This is a genomic window from Klebsiella sp. Ech2A, from assembly GCF_030078455.1.
GTDB classification, from domain to species: Bacteria; Pseudomonadota; Gammaproteobacteria; order Enterobacterales; family Enterobacteriaceae; genus Klebsiella; species Klebsiella terrigena.
This window is the reverse complement of sequence record NZ_JAQGFU010000020.1, coordinates 14417-29564: the sequence shown is the minus strand read 5'-3', so window position 1 is coordinate 29564 and position 15148 is coordinate 14417. Positions and strand designations below refer to the sequence as shown.

Annotated in this window: 13 protein-coding genes; 5 read left to right on the top strand and 8 right to left on the bottom strand. The window is 58.5% G+C overall.

Annotated elements, in window-relative coordinates; all coding sequences use genetic code 11:
- The first annotated feature begins 46 nt into the window (after positions 1-46).
- From kefF to folA, 3 genes are all read left to right on the top strand, one after another.
- Entirely contained in the window at positions 47-577 is a 531-nt protein-coding gene (gene kefF / locus PFH44_RS07010; protein ID WP_283824650.1) for a glutathione-regulated potassium-efflux system oxidoreductase KefF, read from the top strand.
- The gene (gene kefC / locus PFH44_RS07005; protein ID WP_283824649.1) at positions 570-2435 is read left to right on the top strand and encodes a glutathione-regulated potassium-efflux system protein KefC; all 1866 of its coding nucleotides are present in this window, start codon (positions 570-572) and stop codon (positions 2433-2435) included. The genes kefF and kefC overlap by 8 nt, the downstream gene beginning before the upstream one ends.
- A gap of 155 nt (positions 2436-2590) precedes the next feature.
- Entirely contained in the window at positions 2591-3070 is a 480-nt protein-coding gene (gene folA, locus PFH44_RS07000) for a type 3 dihydrofolate reductase (protein ID WP_045859966.1), read from the top strand.
- Positions 3071-3151: 81 nt separating this feature from the next.
- Here the strand turns inward: folA and apaH are convergent, their stop codons facing one another.
- From apaH to lptD, 6 genes are all read right to left on the bottom strand, one after another.
- Positions 3152-4000, bottom strand: a complete 849-nt coding sequence (gene apaH, locus PFH44_RS06995) for a bis(5'-nucleosyl)-tetraphosphatase (symmetrical) ApaH (protein WP_283824648.1) — start codon at positions 3998-4000, stop codon at positions 3152-3154.
- 4 nt (positions 4001-4004) lie between these two features.
- Positions 4005-4382, bottom strand: a complete 378-nt coding sequence (gene apaG / locus PFH44_RS06990; RefSeq protein WP_041144010.1) for a Co2+/Mg2+ efflux protein ApaG — start codon at positions 4380-4382, stop codon at positions 4005-4007.
- Positions 4383-4384: 2 nt separating this feature from the next.
- Positions 4385-5206 (bottom strand): 16S rRNA (adenine(1518)-N(6)/adenine(1519)-N(6))-dimethyltransferase RsmA, encoded by an 822-nt coding sequence (gene rsmA / locus PFH44_RS06985; protein ID WP_041144011.1) that lies wholly within the window; start codon positions 5204-5206, stop codon positions 4385-4387.
- A complete protein-coding gene (gene pdxA / locus PFH44_RS06980; protein ID WP_283824647.1) occupies positions 5203-6192 on the bottom strand; it encodes a 4-hydroxythreonine-4-phosphate dehydrogenase PdxA in 990 nt (329 codons plus the stop codon). The genes rsmA and pdxA overlap by 4 nt, the downstream gene beginning before the upstream one ends.
- A 183-nt stretch (positions 6193-6375) precedes the next feature.
- Positions 6376-7662 carry a peptidylprolyl isomerase SurA gene (gene surA / locus PFH44_RS06975; RefSeq protein ID WP_045859961.1) on the bottom strand — a complete coding sequence of 429 codons (1287 nt, stop codon included), beginning with the start codon at positions 7660-7662 and terminating at the stop codon, positions 6376-6378.
- A 54-nt stretch (positions 7663-7716) separates the two neighbouring features.
- The gene (gene lptD, locus PFH44_RS06970) at positions 7717-10062 is read right to left on the bottom strand and encodes an LPS assembly protein LptD (protein ID WP_045859960.1); all 2346 of its coding nucleotides are present in this window, start codon (positions 10060-10062) and stop codon (positions 7717-7719) included.
- A gap of 244 nt (positions 10063-10306) precedes the next feature.
- On the opposite strand from lptD, the gene djlA reads away from it, so the two are divergent.
- Positions 10307-11134, top strand: a complete 828-nt coding sequence (gene djlA, locus PFH44_RS06965; RefSeq protein ID WP_041144015.1) for a co-chaperone DjlA — start codon at positions 10307-10309, stop codon at positions 11132-11134.
- 30 nt (positions 11135-11164) lie between these two features.
- Here the strand turns inward: djlA and PFH44_RS06960 are convergent, their stop codons facing one another.
- Entirely contained in the window at positions 11165-11863 is a 699-nt protein-coding gene (locus PFH44_RS06960) for a response regulator (protein ID WP_283824646.1), read from the bottom strand.
- Positions 11853-13478, bottom strand: a complete 1626-nt coding sequence (locus PFH44_RS06955; RefSeq protein ID WP_283824645.1) for an ATP-binding protein — start codon at positions 13476-13478, stop codon at positions 11853-11855. The genes PFH44_RS06960 and PFH44_RS06955 overlap by 11 nt, the downstream gene beginning before the upstream one ends.
- Positions 13479-13764: 286 nt before the next feature.
- Between PFH44_RS06955 and PFH44_RS06950 the strand changes: the two genes are divergently transcribed.
- Positions 13765-15132, top strand: coding sequence for a 2-hydroxycarboxylate transporter family protein (locus tag PFH44_RS06950; RefSeq protein WP_045859954.1), 1368 nt, complete (start codon positions 13765-13767; stop codon positions 15130-15132).
- The last annotated feature ends 16 nt before the right edge of the window (positions 15133-15148 follow it).

Below are 15148 nucleotides of genomic sequence, written 5' to 3'. Positions count from 1 at the left end.
GACTACACTCTTGCAGATTACAACAAGAGTTAACGCAGGCTAATCAATGATTCTGATAATTTATGCCCATCCCTATCCGCATCACTCGCATGCGAATAAGCGGATGCTTGAGCAGGCAGGGACGCTGGACGGCGTAGAAATACGCTCTCTTTATCAACTTTACCCCGATTTTAATATCGACGTCGCCGCCGAACAGGCGGCGCTGGCCCGCGCGGATCTGGTTATCTGGCAGCACCCCTTACAGTGGTACAGCGTCCCGCCGCTGCTGAAGCTGTGGATGGATAAGGTGCTGTCGCACGGCTGGGCCTACGGCCATAACGGCATCGCGCTGCGCGGTAAATCGCTGATGTGGGCGGTCACCACCGGCGGCGGCGAAAGCCACTTCGATATTGGCTCCTTCCCCGGTTTTGAGGTGCTGGCCCAGCCGCTGCAGGCCACCGGCCTGTATTGCGGGATGACGTGGCTGCCGCCGTTTGCGATGCACTGCACTTTTATCTGCGACGATGAAACCCTCCAGGCGCAGGCGCGCCACTATCGACAACGCTTAATCGCATGGCAGGAGGCGCACAATGGATAGCCATACGCTGATACAGGCGCTGATCTATCTCGGCTCTGCCGCGCTTATCGTACCGATTGCCGTGCGTCTTGGCCTCGGCTCGGTGCTGGGATATTTGATCGCCGGCTGTATTATCGGCCCGTGGGGCCTGAAGCTGGTGACCGACGCCGAGACGATCCTCCACTTCGCTGAAATCGGCGTGGTGCTGATGTTGTTCGTTATCGGTCTCGAGCTTGACCCGCAGCGCCTGTGGAAGCTGCGGGCCTCGGTATTTGGCGGCGGGGCGCTGCAGATGGTGGCCTGCGGGGCGCTGATTGGCCTGTTCTGCATGCTGCTGGGCATGCGCTGGCAGGTGGCGGAGCTTATCGGCATGACGCTGGCGCTGTCGTCCACGGCGATCGCGATGCAGGCCATGAATGAACGTAACCTGACGGTTTCGCAAATGGGGCGTAGCGCCTTTGCGGTGCTGCTGTTTCAGGATATCGCGGCTATCCCGCTGGTGGCGATGATCCCGCTGCTCGCCAGCAGCGGCGGCTCCACCACGCTGTGGGCGTTCGCCCTGTCGGCGCTAAAGGTGGCGGGTGCGCTGGCGCTGGTGGTGGTGCTGGGTCGCTACCTGACCCGGCCGGTGCTGCGCTTCGTTGCCCGCTCCGGCCTGCGGGAGGTGTTCAGCGCCGTAGCCCTGTTCCTGGTCTTTGGTTTTGGGCTGCTGCTGGAGGAGGTCGGGCTATCGATGGCGATGGGCGCCTTCCTGGCCGGGGTGCTGCTGGCCAGCTCTGAGTACCGTCACGCGCTGGAAAGCGATATTGAACCGTTCAAAGGCCTGCTGCTGGGGCTGTTCTTTATTGGCGTCGGGATGTCGGTAGATTTTGGCACCCTTGTGAGTCATCCCCTGCGCATTTTGATTCTGCTGGTCGGCTTCCTGGTTATTAAAGGCGTCATGCTGTGGCTGATTGCGAAACCGCTCGGCGTACCGCGCGCCCAGCGCCGCTGGTTTGCGGTGCTGCTGGGGCAGGGGAGCGAGTTTGCCTTCGTGGTATTCGGCGCCGCGCAAATGGCCGAGGTGCTGGATAGCGAGTGGGCCAGGGCGCTGACCCTGGCGGTGGCGCTGTCGATGGCGGCGACGCCGATTCTGCTGGTGCTGCTGACCCGGCTGGAAAAATCATCCTCCGGCCAGGAGCGCGAGGCCGATGAGATTGATGAGGAGCAGCCGCGGGTGATTGTCGCCGGCTTTGGCCGCTACGGGCAGATTGCCGGCCGCGTGCTGCTCTCCGGCGGCGTGAAGATGGTCATCCTCGACCACGATCCCGACCACGTTGAGACGCTGCGCAAATTTGATATGAAGGTGTTCTACGGCGACGCGACGCGGGCCGATCTGCTGGAGTCGGCGGGAGCGGCAAAAGCGGAAGTGCTGATCAACGCCATCGACGATCCGCAGGCCAGCCTGCAGCTGGTTGAGCTGGCGAAAGAGCACTTCCCGCATCTGCAAATTATCTCGCGGGCCCGCGATATCGATCACTATATTCAGCTGCGCCAGGCCGGGGTCGAGGCGCCCGAACGTGAAACCTTCGAGGCGGCGCTGAAATCCGGGCGCATGGCGCTGGAGGCCCTCGGCCTCGGCGCCTACGAGGCGCGCGAGCGCGCCGATCTGTTCCGCCGCTTCAATATCAAAATGGTGGAAGAGATGGTGGAGATGGCGGAAAACGATTCGGCCTCTCGCGTGGCGGTCTTTAAGCGCACCAGCGATATGCTGACCGGCATCATCAACGAAGACCGCGCCCATCTGTCGCTGGTCCAGCGCCACGGCTGGCAGGGTACGGAAGAGGGCAGGCACACGGGTGATATCGCCGATGAGCCGGAGAATAAGCCTTCAGCTTAAGGGATAGCGCGTCGTTCTAATCTGGCGACTCACGAGGCTGACGTGGGCTCGCCAGCAAATCCGAAAATTTTCGTATTCTTTACCCTCCGTCCAGTCGACGAAGTATTATGCTTTCCGTATAGTGGCGGCAATTTTTTGTATTTGGGAAATATTCAATGATCAGTCTGATTGCGGCGTTAGCGGTGGATCGCGTCATCGGTATGGAAAACGCCATGCCATGGAACCTGCCTGCCGATCTCGCCTGGTTTAAACGTAATACGTTAAACAAGCCGGTGATTATGGGTCGTCTGACCTGGGAATCTATCGGTCGTCCGCTGCCTGGCCGTAAAAATATTGTCATCAGCAGCCAGCCCGGGAGTGACGATCGCGTGCAGTGGGTTAAATCGGTTGATGAAGCGATTGCCGCCTGCGGCGACGTTGAAGAGATGATGGTGATCGGCGGCGGCCGCGTGTACGAGCAGTTCCTGCCGAAAGCCCGGAAGCTCTATTTGACGCATATTGATGCTGAAGTGGAAGGCGATACCCACTTCCCGGATTACGATCCGGACCAGTGGGAGTCGGTATTCAGCGAATTCCACGACGCCGACGCGCAGAACTCGCACAGCTACTGTTTCGAAGTTCTCGAACGTCGCTAAGTCCGTCCCCGGTAGCGCCGAGCTTCCGGGAACAGGGCTTCTCAGATTACCCGGATAGCGCGCAGCTATCCGGGATCTTTCTCAGGAGGCGACCGCCTCACCTTCACCCAGATCCTTCTGCCGGTTCGACGGCTGGATGAAGTACGCCTTGTCTTCCCAGCGCAGGCAGGTGAGATCTCCCCCCCAGCAGCAGCCGGTATCCAGGGCATAAATGCCGTCAGGCGTCCCGCGCCCCTCCAGCGAAGCCCAGTGGCCAAAGGCAATGCTGTACTCATTTGCTACCGGTCCGGGGATGGTAAACCACGGCTTCAGGGGCGCCGGGGCGTCCTCCGGCGCTTCTTTGGCATACATATCCAGCTGCCCGTTCGGGAAGCAGTAGCGCATGCGGGTAAAGGCGTTGGAGATAAAACGCAGTCGCGCAAGGCCGCTCAGCTCGCTGCTCCAGTTGTTGGGCATGTCGCCATACATGGCGTCGAGGAAGAACGGATAGGAGTCGCTGGAGAGCACCGCTTCAACGTCGCGCGCGCACTGCAGCGCCGTTGGCAGATCCCACTGCGGCGTGATGCCGGCATGGGCCATCACCAGCTTTTTCTCTTCATCAATCTGCATCAGCGGCTGGCGGCGCAGCCAGTTGAGAAGCTCATCGGCATCCGGCGCTTCAAGCAGCGGCTTGAGGCGATCTTTCGGCTTGTTGCGGCTAATGCCGCCGAAGACCGCCAGCAGATGGAGATCGTGATTGCCGAGGACAATACGCACGCTGTCGCCCAGGGATTTTACGTAGCGTAAAACCTCCAGCGAGCCCGGGCCGCGGGCGACTAAATCGCCGGTGAGCCACAGCGTATCGCTGCCGGGAGTAAACGCAACCTGCTTTAATAATGCGATCAGTTCATCGTAGCAACCGTGAACGTCGCCAATAAGGTATGTAGACATGGTTTTAGTGAATGAGCGTTGGTACTGCGAGACGGAAAACAGGGATGTCGACGGAGAACGGCGCGCCGTTCACGTCGATCATAGCGTAATGTCCCTGCATGGTGCCCAGCGGCGTTTCAATAACCGCGCCGCTGGTGTATTGAAACTCCCCGCCAGCGGGAATATGCGGCTGCTCGCCGACAACCCCTTCACCCTGAACCTCAGTCTCACGACCGTGACCGTTGGTGATAAGCCAGTAGCGGCCAAGTAGCTGAACCTGACTCCGCCCCAGGTTGCGGATGGTGACGGTATAAGCGAAGACGTAACGATCGTTTTCCGGAGAAGACTGCGATTCGATATAGACGCTCTGTACCTGTACACAAACTCGGGGCGAATTAATCATGGTTAGCTCTCCTTGGTGGGCGAGTTTTCAGTTAACCAGTTAGCTAGCTGACAATACTGCGCCACGGAAATATTCTCTGCACGTTTCGCCGGGTCGATGCCCAGCTCGGTCAGCACTTCAACGCTGAACAGATTGCCGAGGCTGTTGCGAATCGTTTTCCGGCGCTGGTTGAACGCTTCGGTGGTGATTCGGCTCAGTACGCGAACCTCTTTGACCGGATGCGGCAGCGTGCGGTAGGGCACCAGGCGCACCACGGCGGAATCGACTTTAGGCGGCGGCGTAAAGGCGGTCGGCGGGACTTCAAGCACCGGGATTATCTGGCAGTAATACTGCGCCATGACGCTCAGTCGGCCATACGCCTTGCTGTTCGGACCGGCAACCAGACGATTGACGACCTCTTTTTGCAGCATAAAGTGCATATCGGCAATGGCATCAGTATAGCTGAACAGGTGGAACATCAGCGGCGTGGAGATGTTGTAAGGCAGGTTGCCGAACACGCGCAGCGGCTGACCCATGTTCTGCGACAGCTCGCCGAAGTTCATGGTCATGGCATCCTGCTGATAAATGGTCAGCTTTGGCCCTAAGAACGGGTGCGTTTTCAGGCGGGCGGCCAGGTCGCGGTCCAGCTCGATAACGGTGAGCTCGTCCAGACGTTCGCCTACCGGCTCGGTCAGCGCGGCCAGGCCCGGGCCGATTTCGACAATCGCCTGACCTTTCTGTGGATTAATTGCCGAGACAATACTGTCGATCACAAACCGATCGTTGAGAAAGTTTTGCCCGAAGCGTTTACGGGCTAAGTGGCCCTGATGGACTCGATTATTCATTGCGTATTAACAATCATTTTAATGGCGAGATTAAGCGCCGTGATAAAACTGCCGACATCCGCTTTTCCCAGGCCCGCCAGTTCCAGCGCGGTACCGTGGTCAACGGAGGTTCGAATAAAGGGTAAACCGAGCGTAATGTTCACGCCGCGGCCGAAGCCCTGGTATTTTAGCACGGGAAGACCCTGATCGTGGTACATCGCGAGCACCGCATCGGCGTGGTCGAGATATTTGGGCTGAAAAAGGGTATCAGCCGGCAGCGGACCGCTGAGATTCATCCCCAGGGCGCGCATCTCTTCCAGCACCGGAATGATGGTGTCGATCTCTTCCGTGCCCATGTGGCCGCCTTCTCCCGCGTGCGGGTTCAGGCCGCAGACCAGCACGTGCGGATGGGCAATACCAAACTTGTGCCGCAGATCGTGGTCAAGGATGGTGATGACTTCACGCAGCAGGTCGGGGGTAATGGCGTCACTGATCGCTTTCAGCGGCAGATGCGTGGTCGCCAGCGCGACGCGAAGCTCCTCCGTTGCCAGCATCATCACCACTTTACTGGCCTGCGCCCGCTCTTCGAAGAACTCGGTATGCCCGGTGAAGGCGATCCCGGCGTCGTTGATATTGCCTTTATGGACCGGCCCGGTAATTAATGCCGCAAACTCGCCGTTCAGGCAGCCGTCGCAGGCGCGCGCCAGGGTTTCCACCACGTAGCTGCCGTTGCGCACGTCCAGCGCGCCGGGCGTTACCGGGGCGTTCAGCGTGACGGGAAGCAGGGTCAGGGTGCCGGCGCGCTGCGGGGCGGCGGGGCGGGACGGGTCGTAGGGCTGAAGCAATAAAGGAAGACCGAGCCGTTGGGCTCGGTCAGATAACAGTGCGCCATCGGCGCAAACCACCAGTTCAACCGGCCAGTCGCGCTGCGCAAGCTGCGCGACGAGGTCAGGACCAATCCCGGCAGGTTCCCCGGGAGTGATGACAACACGATTCATACACTTCATCCTTCAGGCTATTTCCTGGTTGGCTACGCCGTTGGCGGTTCATCCATGAGCCTCGCCCGTTTGGGGCCGTCGCAGGCAACGTTAGGGTCAGCGGCATCGCCCCGCGGGCTCATCGGTGGGCCTGGGGGCGCTATGCGCTTGCCGCCCAATACGCGAGGAACGTCTGGCGTATCGGGCGGTAAATTAGTTACTCAGAACTTTGACGTAAGCGCTGGCGCGCTGTTCCTGCATCCAGGTCGCCGCTTCTTCCGAGAACTTACGGTTCATCAGCATCCGGTAGGCGCGATCTTTCTGCGCCGCGTCGGTTCTGTCAACCTGGCGGGTGTCCAGCAGCTCGATCAGGTGCCAGCCGAAGGAGGAGTGCACCGGAGCGCTGGTCTGGCCTTTGCTCATGTGCATCAGCGCATCGCGGAACGCCGGGTCGAAGATATCGGTGGTTGCCCAGCCCAAATCGCCGCCCTGGTTAGCAGAGCCCGGATCTTCAGAAAACTCTTTCGCTGCCTTAGCGAAGGTGGTTTTGCCGCTCTTAATGTCCGCTGCAATCTGCTCCAGCTTGGCCTTCGCCTGGGCATCGTTCATGATCGGCGACGACTTCAGCAGAATGTGGCGAGCGTGGACTTCGGTCACGGAGATGTTCTTGCTTTCGCCGCGCATATCGTTAATTTTCAGGATATGGAAACCAACGCCGGAGCGGATCGGGCCGACGATGTCGCCTTTCTTCGCGGTGCTCAGCGCCTGGGCGAAGATCCCCGGCAGCTCCTGAATACGACCCCAGCCCATCTGGCCGCCTTTCAGCGCCTGCTGGTCGGCAGAGTAGCTGATCGCCAGCTTGCCGAAGTCCGCGCCGCTGCGCGCCTGCTCAACGATAGAGTTCGCCTGCTCCTGCGCGGCAGCAACCTGGTCAGAGGTTGGGTTTTCCGACAGCGGAACCAGGATGTGGCTCAGGTTGAGCTCGGTGCTGGCATCGTTCTGATCGCCAATCTGTTTTGCCAGAGATTCAACTTCCTGCGGCAGCACGGTAATGCGGCGACGTACTTCGTTATTACGCACTTCTGAAATCAGCATCTCTTTGCGGATCTGATTACGGTAGGTGGCAAAGTTCAGACCGTCATAGGCCAGACGGCTGCGCATCTGATCCATGGTCATATTGTTCTGCTTCGCGATGTTGGCAATCGCCTGATCGACCTGGTCGTCAGAGATTTTCACGCCCATCTTCTGGCCCATCTGCAAAACAATCTGGTCCATAATCAGTCTTTCGAGGATCTGATGACGTAGGGTGGCATCATCCGGCAGCTGCTGGCCGGCCTGGCCGGCGTTAAGCTTAACCGATTGCATCAGGCCATTGACGTCGCTTTCAAGAACAACGCCATTATTGACGACAGCCGCTACTTTATCGACAACCTGTGGGGCAGCGAAACTGGTATTCGCGATCATGGCGATACCGAGAAGCAGCGTTTTCCAGTTCTTCATACTTTTTCCATTTCAATTAACCGCAAATGCGGATTACGTTTTAAACCAGCCACATCACAGGGAGTTCTGGTACGGTAAAATGTTCGAACGCAGCATCTGCTGGGTGCCGAGACCGTAGTTGGAGCTCAGGCCGCGTAGCTCAATGTTGATGCCAAAGGTGTTATCGTATTTGCTCTCGCCGTTGCCGCTGTTATCCCAGCCGTTGATCTTACGTTCATAGCCGAGACGAATCGCGTAGCAGCAGGAGTTATACTGCACCCCTAACATCTGGTTGGCGCTCTTTTTGGTATTGGTATCAAAGTAGTATGCGCCGACGACGGACCAGCGATCGACTACCGGCCAGCTGGCGGTCATACCCACCTGAGAAATACCGTTTTTGTACTGCTCAGCGGTTGAATACGAAGGCAGCGTGGCCTGAATGTATTCTGGGCTGGCGTAACGATAGTTAAGTTGGACTAAGCGGTTTTCGTCGCGACGGTATTCAACGGTGCCGTTACCGGTTGCGACGTTATCCAGACGCGTATCGTACTGAATTCCCCCGCGTAAACCCCAGTCATCGGCGATGCGCCAGTAAGTATCTCCGGCCCAAACCAGTGAACCCCTTGTGTCGTTATTCTCCCAGTTGATGTTGTCATCACCGGTACGTGACTCGGTGAAATAATAGATTTGACCAACGGAAATATTAAAACGTTCAACGGCGGCTGCATCATATACGCGAGACGTGACGCCGGTGGTGACCTGGTTTGCGGATGCAATACGGTCCAGGCCGCTGTAGGAGCGGTCGCGGAACAGGCCGCTGTAGTCCGATTGCAGCAGGGTGGAGTCGTAGGAACCGATGTGGCTCTGGTCGCGATACGGGATATACAGGTACTGCACGCGCGGTTCCAGAGTCTGGGTAAAGCTCTCCTGCATGTCGCGCTCGAAGACCATTTTGCCGTCGATTTTGAACTGCGGCATCACGCGGTTAACAGACTCTTTATAGTCCGCGTTGTTCGCCGCGTTGTAGTCGTCGAGGTTGCTCTGCTGGTAGTGGGTCGCCAGCATCTTGGCTTCGGTATTGATGCTGCCCCAGCCGTTAGACAGCGGCAGATTGATCGTCGGCTCAAAGTGGACGCGGGTCGCTTCCGGCATGTTGCCGTTAGTATTAACGAAGTGCACCGCCTGCCCGTACAGATGGGTATCAAACGGACCGACGTCGTTCTGGTAGTAGTTAACGTCCAGCTGCGGCTGAGCGGCATAGGAGTTGCTCGAATCGCGGTTAAAGACCTGGAACTGTTTGGTCGACACGGTGGCGTCGAAGTTCTGGTTGACGTAGCCGGCGCTGAATTTCTGCGTGGCGTAGCCGTCGGTACTGGAACCGTATTTCGAGCTGAAATCGTTAAAGTAGTCCGGATCGCTGACCTTGGTGTAGTCGGCGTTAAGGCGCCACACCTGGTCGATGACCCCGGAGTGGTTCCAGTAGAACAGCCAGCGGCGGCTGTTGCTGTCGCTGGAGTGATCGTCCTGGTAGATCTTATCGGACGGCAGGTAGTCAAACTCGAAGAGACCCGTGCCGGCTTTGGTCAGATAGCGGAATTCGTTTTCCCACATCACGCCGCCGCGCTTGTTCATATAGTGCGGCGTCAGGGTGGCGTCGAAGTTAGGTGCGATATTCCAGTAGTAGGGAAGCGAGAACTCGACGCCATTTTTGGTGCTGTATTTGGCGTTAGGGATCAGGAAGCCGGAACGACGCTTATCCCCGACCGGCAGCTGCAGGTAAGGGCTGTAGAAAATAGGCACCGAGCCGAGCTTAAAGCGCGCGTTCCAGATCTCCGCCACCTGCTCTTCGCGGTCGTGGATAACTTCACTGCCGACGACGCTCCAGGTGTCAGAACCCGGCAGACAGGAGGTAAAGCTGCCGTTTTCCAGAATGGTGTAGCGGTTTTCACCGCGCTGCTTCATCAGATCGGCCTTGCCGCGGCCCTGGCGGCCGACCATCTGGTAATCACCTTCCCAGATATTGGTATCTTTGGTGTTCAGGTTTGACCAGCCTTTCGGGCCTTTCAGGATCACCTGATTATCATCATAGTGAACGTTGCCCAGCGCATCGACGGTGCGCACGGGCTGAGGCTGGCCCGCTGCCTGCTGCTGATGAAGCTGAACCTCATCCGCCTGAAGACGGCTATTCCCCTGATTAATATCGACGTTACCGGTGAATGTGGCATTATCCGGATAGTTGCCCTTCGCATGATCGGCATCGATCGTCACCGGCAGCTCGTTAGTTTTACCTTCAACGAGGGGGCGATTATAGCTTGGGACGCCAAGCATACACTGCGTGGCGAGATCGGCAGCGAGGCCCTGTTGGCTATACAAGGCGCTGGCAATCATGGTGGCCAGTAGGCTGGGAATACGTTTTTTCATACGTTGTATTTGTTGTTCCGTCATCTTGTGGCAGCGGCTTGCAAACGGTCAGAGCCTAACGTACTCATCTTCATCGCGCTAGTGTTAATCCTGCCCGTTTCAATCCCGAGCGTTAGGCACCGTGTAGAATGACGAGTATGATAAAGCAAATTATAGGCTATGTCCCACAATTGACCGAAGCGTCAGTGCTTTGTAACGTGCGGTCATATATAGCTTAACTGGCGGCATAACGTTTGGGGAGTCTATGCAGTATTTGGGAAAAATAATTGGGGTTGCGGTTGCGCTGATGATGGGCGCGGGCTTCTGGGGCGTGGTGCTGGGCTTATTAGTCGGCCATATATTCGATCGCGCGCGCCGTCGGCGGATCAACGTTTTTGCTAACCAGCAGGAGCGACAGTCGCTGTTCTTTTCCACCACCTTTGAGGTGATGGGCCATCTGACCAAATCGAAAGGTCGCGTGACCGAAGCCGATATTCACGTCGCCAGCATCCTGATGGATCGCATGAATCTACACGGCGAGTCGCGCACGGCGGCGCAGCAGGCGTTTCGCGTAGGGAAATCAGATGATTACCCGCTGCGCGAGAAAATGCGCCAGCTGCGCAGCGTCTGTTTCGGCCGCTTTGATTTGATTAGGATGTTTCTGGAAATTCAGCTGCAGGCGGCCTTCGCCGACGGCGAATTACACCCTAACGAACGTGAAGTTCTGTTCGTCATTGCCGACGAGCTGGGGATCTCCCGCGCCCAGTTTGAGCAGTTTCTGCGCATGATGCAGGGCGGAGCCCAGTTTGGCGGCGGCTCGCAGCAGCACTCCTCCAGCCAGGGCCGCGGTCAGGCCGGCTGGCAGCAGGCGCAGCGCGGGCCGACCCTTGAGGACGCCTGCAACGTGCTGGGCGTGAAGCCGACCGACGACGCGGCAACCGTCAAGCGCGCCTACCGCAAGCTGATGAGCGAGCACCATCCGGATAAGCTGGTGGCGAAGGGCCTGCCGCCGGAAATGATGGAGATGGCGAAGCAGAAGGCTCAGGATATTCAGAAGGCCTGGGAGCTGGTCAAAGAGCAGCGCGGCTTCTGATTTGCCGACCTCTCCCGCCGGGGAGAGGTTTCAGGACGGGTTCCTGGCGCGGCGGTACATCCGCCGCGGATGGCCAATTTTACCATACAGCATTTCCACTTCCAGAAAGCCCGTTTCCACGCAGTGCTCCAGGTAGCGGCGGGCGGTCGTTTTACTCAGGCCGGCGTCGTTCACCACCTCATCGACCGAAAAGCAGTGCGCTTCCCGCCCGTTAAACAGGTTCTGCACCAGCGCCAGCGTTTTTTCCTCAATCCCTTTGCTGCCGCTATCGGCGCGAAAGTTTTTCGCCTGCAGCTGGTACAGCGAATCGACGTTTTGCTGATCGACAATCTTCCACTCCCGCTGCTGGTCGTAAAACTGAACGAAGCGCTCGAGAGACTGGCTCAGCCGTTTCCAGGAGACCGGCTTCAGGATGTAGTCGAAGGCCCCGTTGCGAATGGCCAGGCTGCAGGTTTCCATGTCGCTGGCGGCGGTAATAAAGATAACCGAGCAGTTGGCGCTTGCCAGCAGCGGGTCGGTCATCAGCGTCACCCCCTTACCGTCGGGTAAATAGTTGTCGAGCAGCACCAGCTGCGGCGGGCTGGCGTTGAGCATCTGTCGCGCCTGGGTGAGCGAGGCGGCCATGCCCGCCAGCCGCATGCGCGGGTGTTTTTGAATCAGCTCGGCGTGCAGCCGCGCCAGCTCGCTCTCATCTTCGACGATCAGTACATCGACCAGGTCATGATGCATAGTGTGCCCCTTGTGGCGGGTGGGCCGGACCGTCGGCGGGAATAAACAGCGTAAAGATGGCCCCGCGCGGCGAGTTATCGGCAACCTCGATGGTGCCGCCAGCCTGAGTGACATAGTGTTCAATAAGATACAGGCCGATGCCGTGATCGCCACGGGTTTTAGTGGTGACGCCGCGTTCGAAAATTCGCTCGCGGATCTCCGGGCGGATGCCGACGCCGCGATCGGCCACTTCAATCATCAGCTCCCGGGCGCTGAGCTTAATCAGCACCTCTACCGGCTCGTGCGGCAGCTCGGCGCGCTGGGTGGCTTCGATGGCGTTATCCAGCAGGTTGCCGATAATCGAGATGAGCTCCGATTCGATTAACGACGGCAGCGGCCGGTCGATGTGGCAGGCGGGGTCGAAGCTCAGCTCGACGCCTTTCTCCCGCGCCCGGGCGGCCTTACCCAGCAGCAGGCCGCAGAGCGTCGGCGAGCTAAAGCGGGATGAAATAAAGTCCAGCAGCTCCTGGGCATGCTCCGACTGCGCCTGAATATAGCGAATGGCCTCGTCGTAGTGGCCCATGTGCAGCAGGCCGGAAAGCGTCGTCATGCGGTTCAGCTGCTCATGGCGCATGATGCGCAGGTTATCCACATAGCGCTTCACCTGGCTTAGCTGGGCGCTAAGGGAGTTGATTTCGTCCCGGTCGCGGAAGGTGATCACCCAGCCCTGCAGCGAGTTTTCCAGCATGATGCGCACCCGGCTGGCGAGGACGGTGAGCTGGTTGAAGCGGCAGAGCTCGTCGTGCGTGTCGCTTTCCAGCATCTCGCCGCCGGCGAAAAAGGGCTGCGGCACGATGACGCTATCGATCGACTGCCCGCGCAGCCGGTGCGCGGGCAGGGTCAGGCCGAGCAGGCTGCGGGCGGCGTGGTTAATGACCTTGATGCGGCGGGTGTGGTCGATAACGATAACCCCTTCATAGATCGATTCCATCATCGCCTTTTGCTGGCGCACCAGCAGGCCGATTTCCCGCGGCTCGAGGGAGAAGATCTGCTTCTTGATGCTGCGGGTGAAGTACCAGGAGAAGATAAACAGCGCAACCAGCAGCAGCACGGCGGCGACGAAGATATTGATGACTTTTTGCAGCGTGATGCTGTCGAGGTAGCTGGTCAGATAGCCGACGGAAACAATCCCCACCACCCGACCCGCGTCGTCACGCACCGGCGCTTTGCTGCGCAGCGAAATCCCGAGCCCGCCTTTGCGGATGGTGGTAATGGTTTTCCCTTCCAGCACCGCCTGATTATCGCCGCCAACCAGTCGGGTGCCGACCCACTCCGGGTGCACGGAGTGGAACAGATGCACGCTCCGCGCGTCGCCAACAACAATAAAGCTGGCGTCGCTGTGGGCGGCGATTTCCTGCATAAAGGCGTTTATCGCCTGCGGATCCCTGCGGGCAACCTGCTGGCGTAAATTGGGCATCAGGGCGATCTCTTCGGCCTGTATTTTGGCGCGGGTGCTCATTTCCTGATAAAGCTGATGGCTGGCATCGAAATAGTAATACACGCCCAGCAGGGCAAAGAGGATCGAGAAAAATGCCACCAGGGAAATAAACAGCTTAAATTGAAAGGAAACTTTCATAGGCCTTGTACAGAGTCTCAGTAAGGCGGGCAAGTCACGAGCGGCCGCTTACGCCGGGGTCAGGGAACAGAATCGATCCGCGAAGCCTATTTATAAATGATCTCCAGGGCTGCAACAAAAAACCATAAAAACCACGCTAATAAATCAGAGATATATCACGCCGGGAATAGAAACCATAAAAACCATAGTGCCCATTAAAACTTCATTTTTAATCTGGCAACCCTCACATTAAGTCGGCTTATTCCCCCCTAGTCTGAAGATGAATAATAACTAAAGGGCTAAACCTATGAGCACCACTGACGATGCATTCTCTGCGACCCTCGACCCCATCGATACCCCAAAGGCCACGCTGAAGCAGCGCTGGTGGCACGTTATGGACAACCGCAAAGTCGGGATTATCCCGCTGCCGCTGTTCCTGCTGGCCGGGGGCTTAATTGCCCTGGACTGTCTGGGCGGCAAGCTGCCGAGCGACATTGTGGTGATGGTGGCGACGCTGGCCTTTTTTGGCTTCGCCTGCGGCGAGTTTGGCAAGCGCCTGCCGGTTCTCGGCAAGCTCGGCGCGGCGGCGATCTGCGCGACCTTTATTCCCTCGGCGCTGGTTCATTACGGCCTGCTGCCGGACGTGGTGGTGGAATCCACCACCAAATTCTACAAGTCGACCAATATTCTCTATCTCTACATCTGCTGCATTATCGTCGGCAGCATTATGAGCATGAACCGCACCACGCTGATTCAGGGGTTCCTGCGCATTTTCTTCCCGATGCTGTGCGGTGAAGTTGTCGGCATGCTGGTCGGCGTTGGCGTCGGGACCGCGCTGGGCCTGGAGCCATTCCAGGTCTTCTTCTTTATCGTCCTGCCGATTATGGCCGGCGGCGTAGGGGAAGGGGCGATACCGCTGTCGATTGGCTACGCCGCGCTGATGCATATGGATCAGGGCGTTGCGCTGGGCCGCGTCCTGCCGATGGTTATGCTGGGCAGCCTGACGGCGATTGTCATCTCCGGCAGCCTGAATCAGCTGGGCAAGCGCTTCCCGCATCTGACCGGCGAAGGCCAGCTGATGCCGAACCGCAGCAACGAAACGCATCATGAAAGGGTCGGCGACGAAAGCTCTGACGGCAAAACGGACGTGGCGACGCTGGCGTCCGGAGCGCTGCTGGCGGTGCTGCTCTATATGCTGGGGATGCTGGGGCAAAAGATGATTGGCCTGCCGGCGCCGGTGGGGATGCTGTTCCTGGCGGTGCTGCTGAAGCTGGCTAACGGCGTATCGCCGCGCCTGCAGGAGGGCTCGCAGGTGGTGTATAAGTTCTTCCGCACGGCGGTGACCTATCCGATTCTGTTTGCCGTTGGCGTCGCGATTACGCCGTGGCAGGAGCTGGTGAACGCCTTCACTATCACCAATCTGCTGGTGATTATCAGCACCGTCTCCGCGCTGGTGGCGACCGGGTTCTTCGTCGGTAAAAAAATCGGTATGCATCCGATCGACGTGGCGATTGTCTCCTGCTGCCAGAGCGGACAGGGGGGGACCGGCGACGTGGCGATCCTCACCTCCGGCAACCGCATGAACCTGATGCCGTTCGCCCAAATCGCTACCCGCATCGGCGGCGCGATCAATGTCTCTTTGGGCCTGCTGTTTCTTAGCCACTTTATGGCGTGATTTAGTTCTGCGCTAA

What these genes read in the sequence shown, in the direction of transcription:
- kefF (WP_283824650.1), top strand. Translation starts at nt 47, where the DNA reads ATGATTCTGATAATTTATGCCCATCCCTATCCGCATCACTCGCATGCG.
- kefC (WP_283824649.1), top strand. Translation starts at nt 570, where the DNA reads ATGGATAGCCATACGCTGATACAGGCGCTGATCTATCTCGGCTCTGCC.
- folA (WP_045859966.1), top strand. Translation starts at nt 2,591, where the DNA reads ATGATCAGTCTGATTGCGGCGTTAGCGGTGGATCGCGTCATCGGTATG.
- apaH (WP_283824648.1), bottom strand. Translation starts at nt 4,000, where the DNA reads ATGTCTACATACCTTATTGGCGACGTTCACGGTTGCTACGATGAACTG.
- apaG (WP_041144010.1), bottom strand. Translation starts at nt 4,382, where the DNA reads ATGATTAATTCGCCCCGAGTTTGTGTACAGGTACAGAGCGTCTATATC.
- rsmA (WP_041144011.1), bottom strand. Translation starts at nt 5,206, where the DNA reads ATGAATAATCGAGTCCATCAGGGCCACTTAGCCCGTAAACGCTTCGGG.
- pdxA (WP_283824647.1), bottom strand. Translation starts at nt 6,192, where the DNA reads ATGAAGTGTATGAATCGTGTTGTCATCACTCCCGGGGAACCTGCCGGG.
- surA (WP_045859961.1), bottom strand. Translation starts at nt 7,662, where the DNA reads ATGAAGAACTGGAAAACGCTGCTTCTCGGTATCGCCATGATCGCGAAT.
- lptD (WP_045859960.1), bottom strand. Translation starts at nt 10,062, where the DNA reads ATGAAAAAACGTATTCCCAGCCTACTGGCCACCATGATTGCCAGCGCC.
- djlA (WP_041144015.1), top strand. Translation starts at nt 10,307, where the DNA reads ATGCAGTATTTGGGAAAAATAATTGGGGTTGCGGTTGCGCTGATGATG.
- PFH44_RS06960 (WP_283824646.1), bottom strand. Translation starts at nt 11,863, where the DNA reads ATGCATCATGACCTGGTCGATGTACTGATCGTCGAAGATGAGAGCGAG.
- PFH44_RS06955 (WP_283824645.1), bottom strand. Translation starts at nt 13,478, where the DNA reads ATGAAAGTTTCCTTTCAATTTAAGCTGTTTATTTCCCTGGTGGCATTT.
- PFH44_RS06950 (WP_045859954.1), top strand. Translation starts at nt 13,765, where the DNA reads ATGAGCACCACTGACGATGCATTCTCTGCGACCCTCGACCCCATCGAT.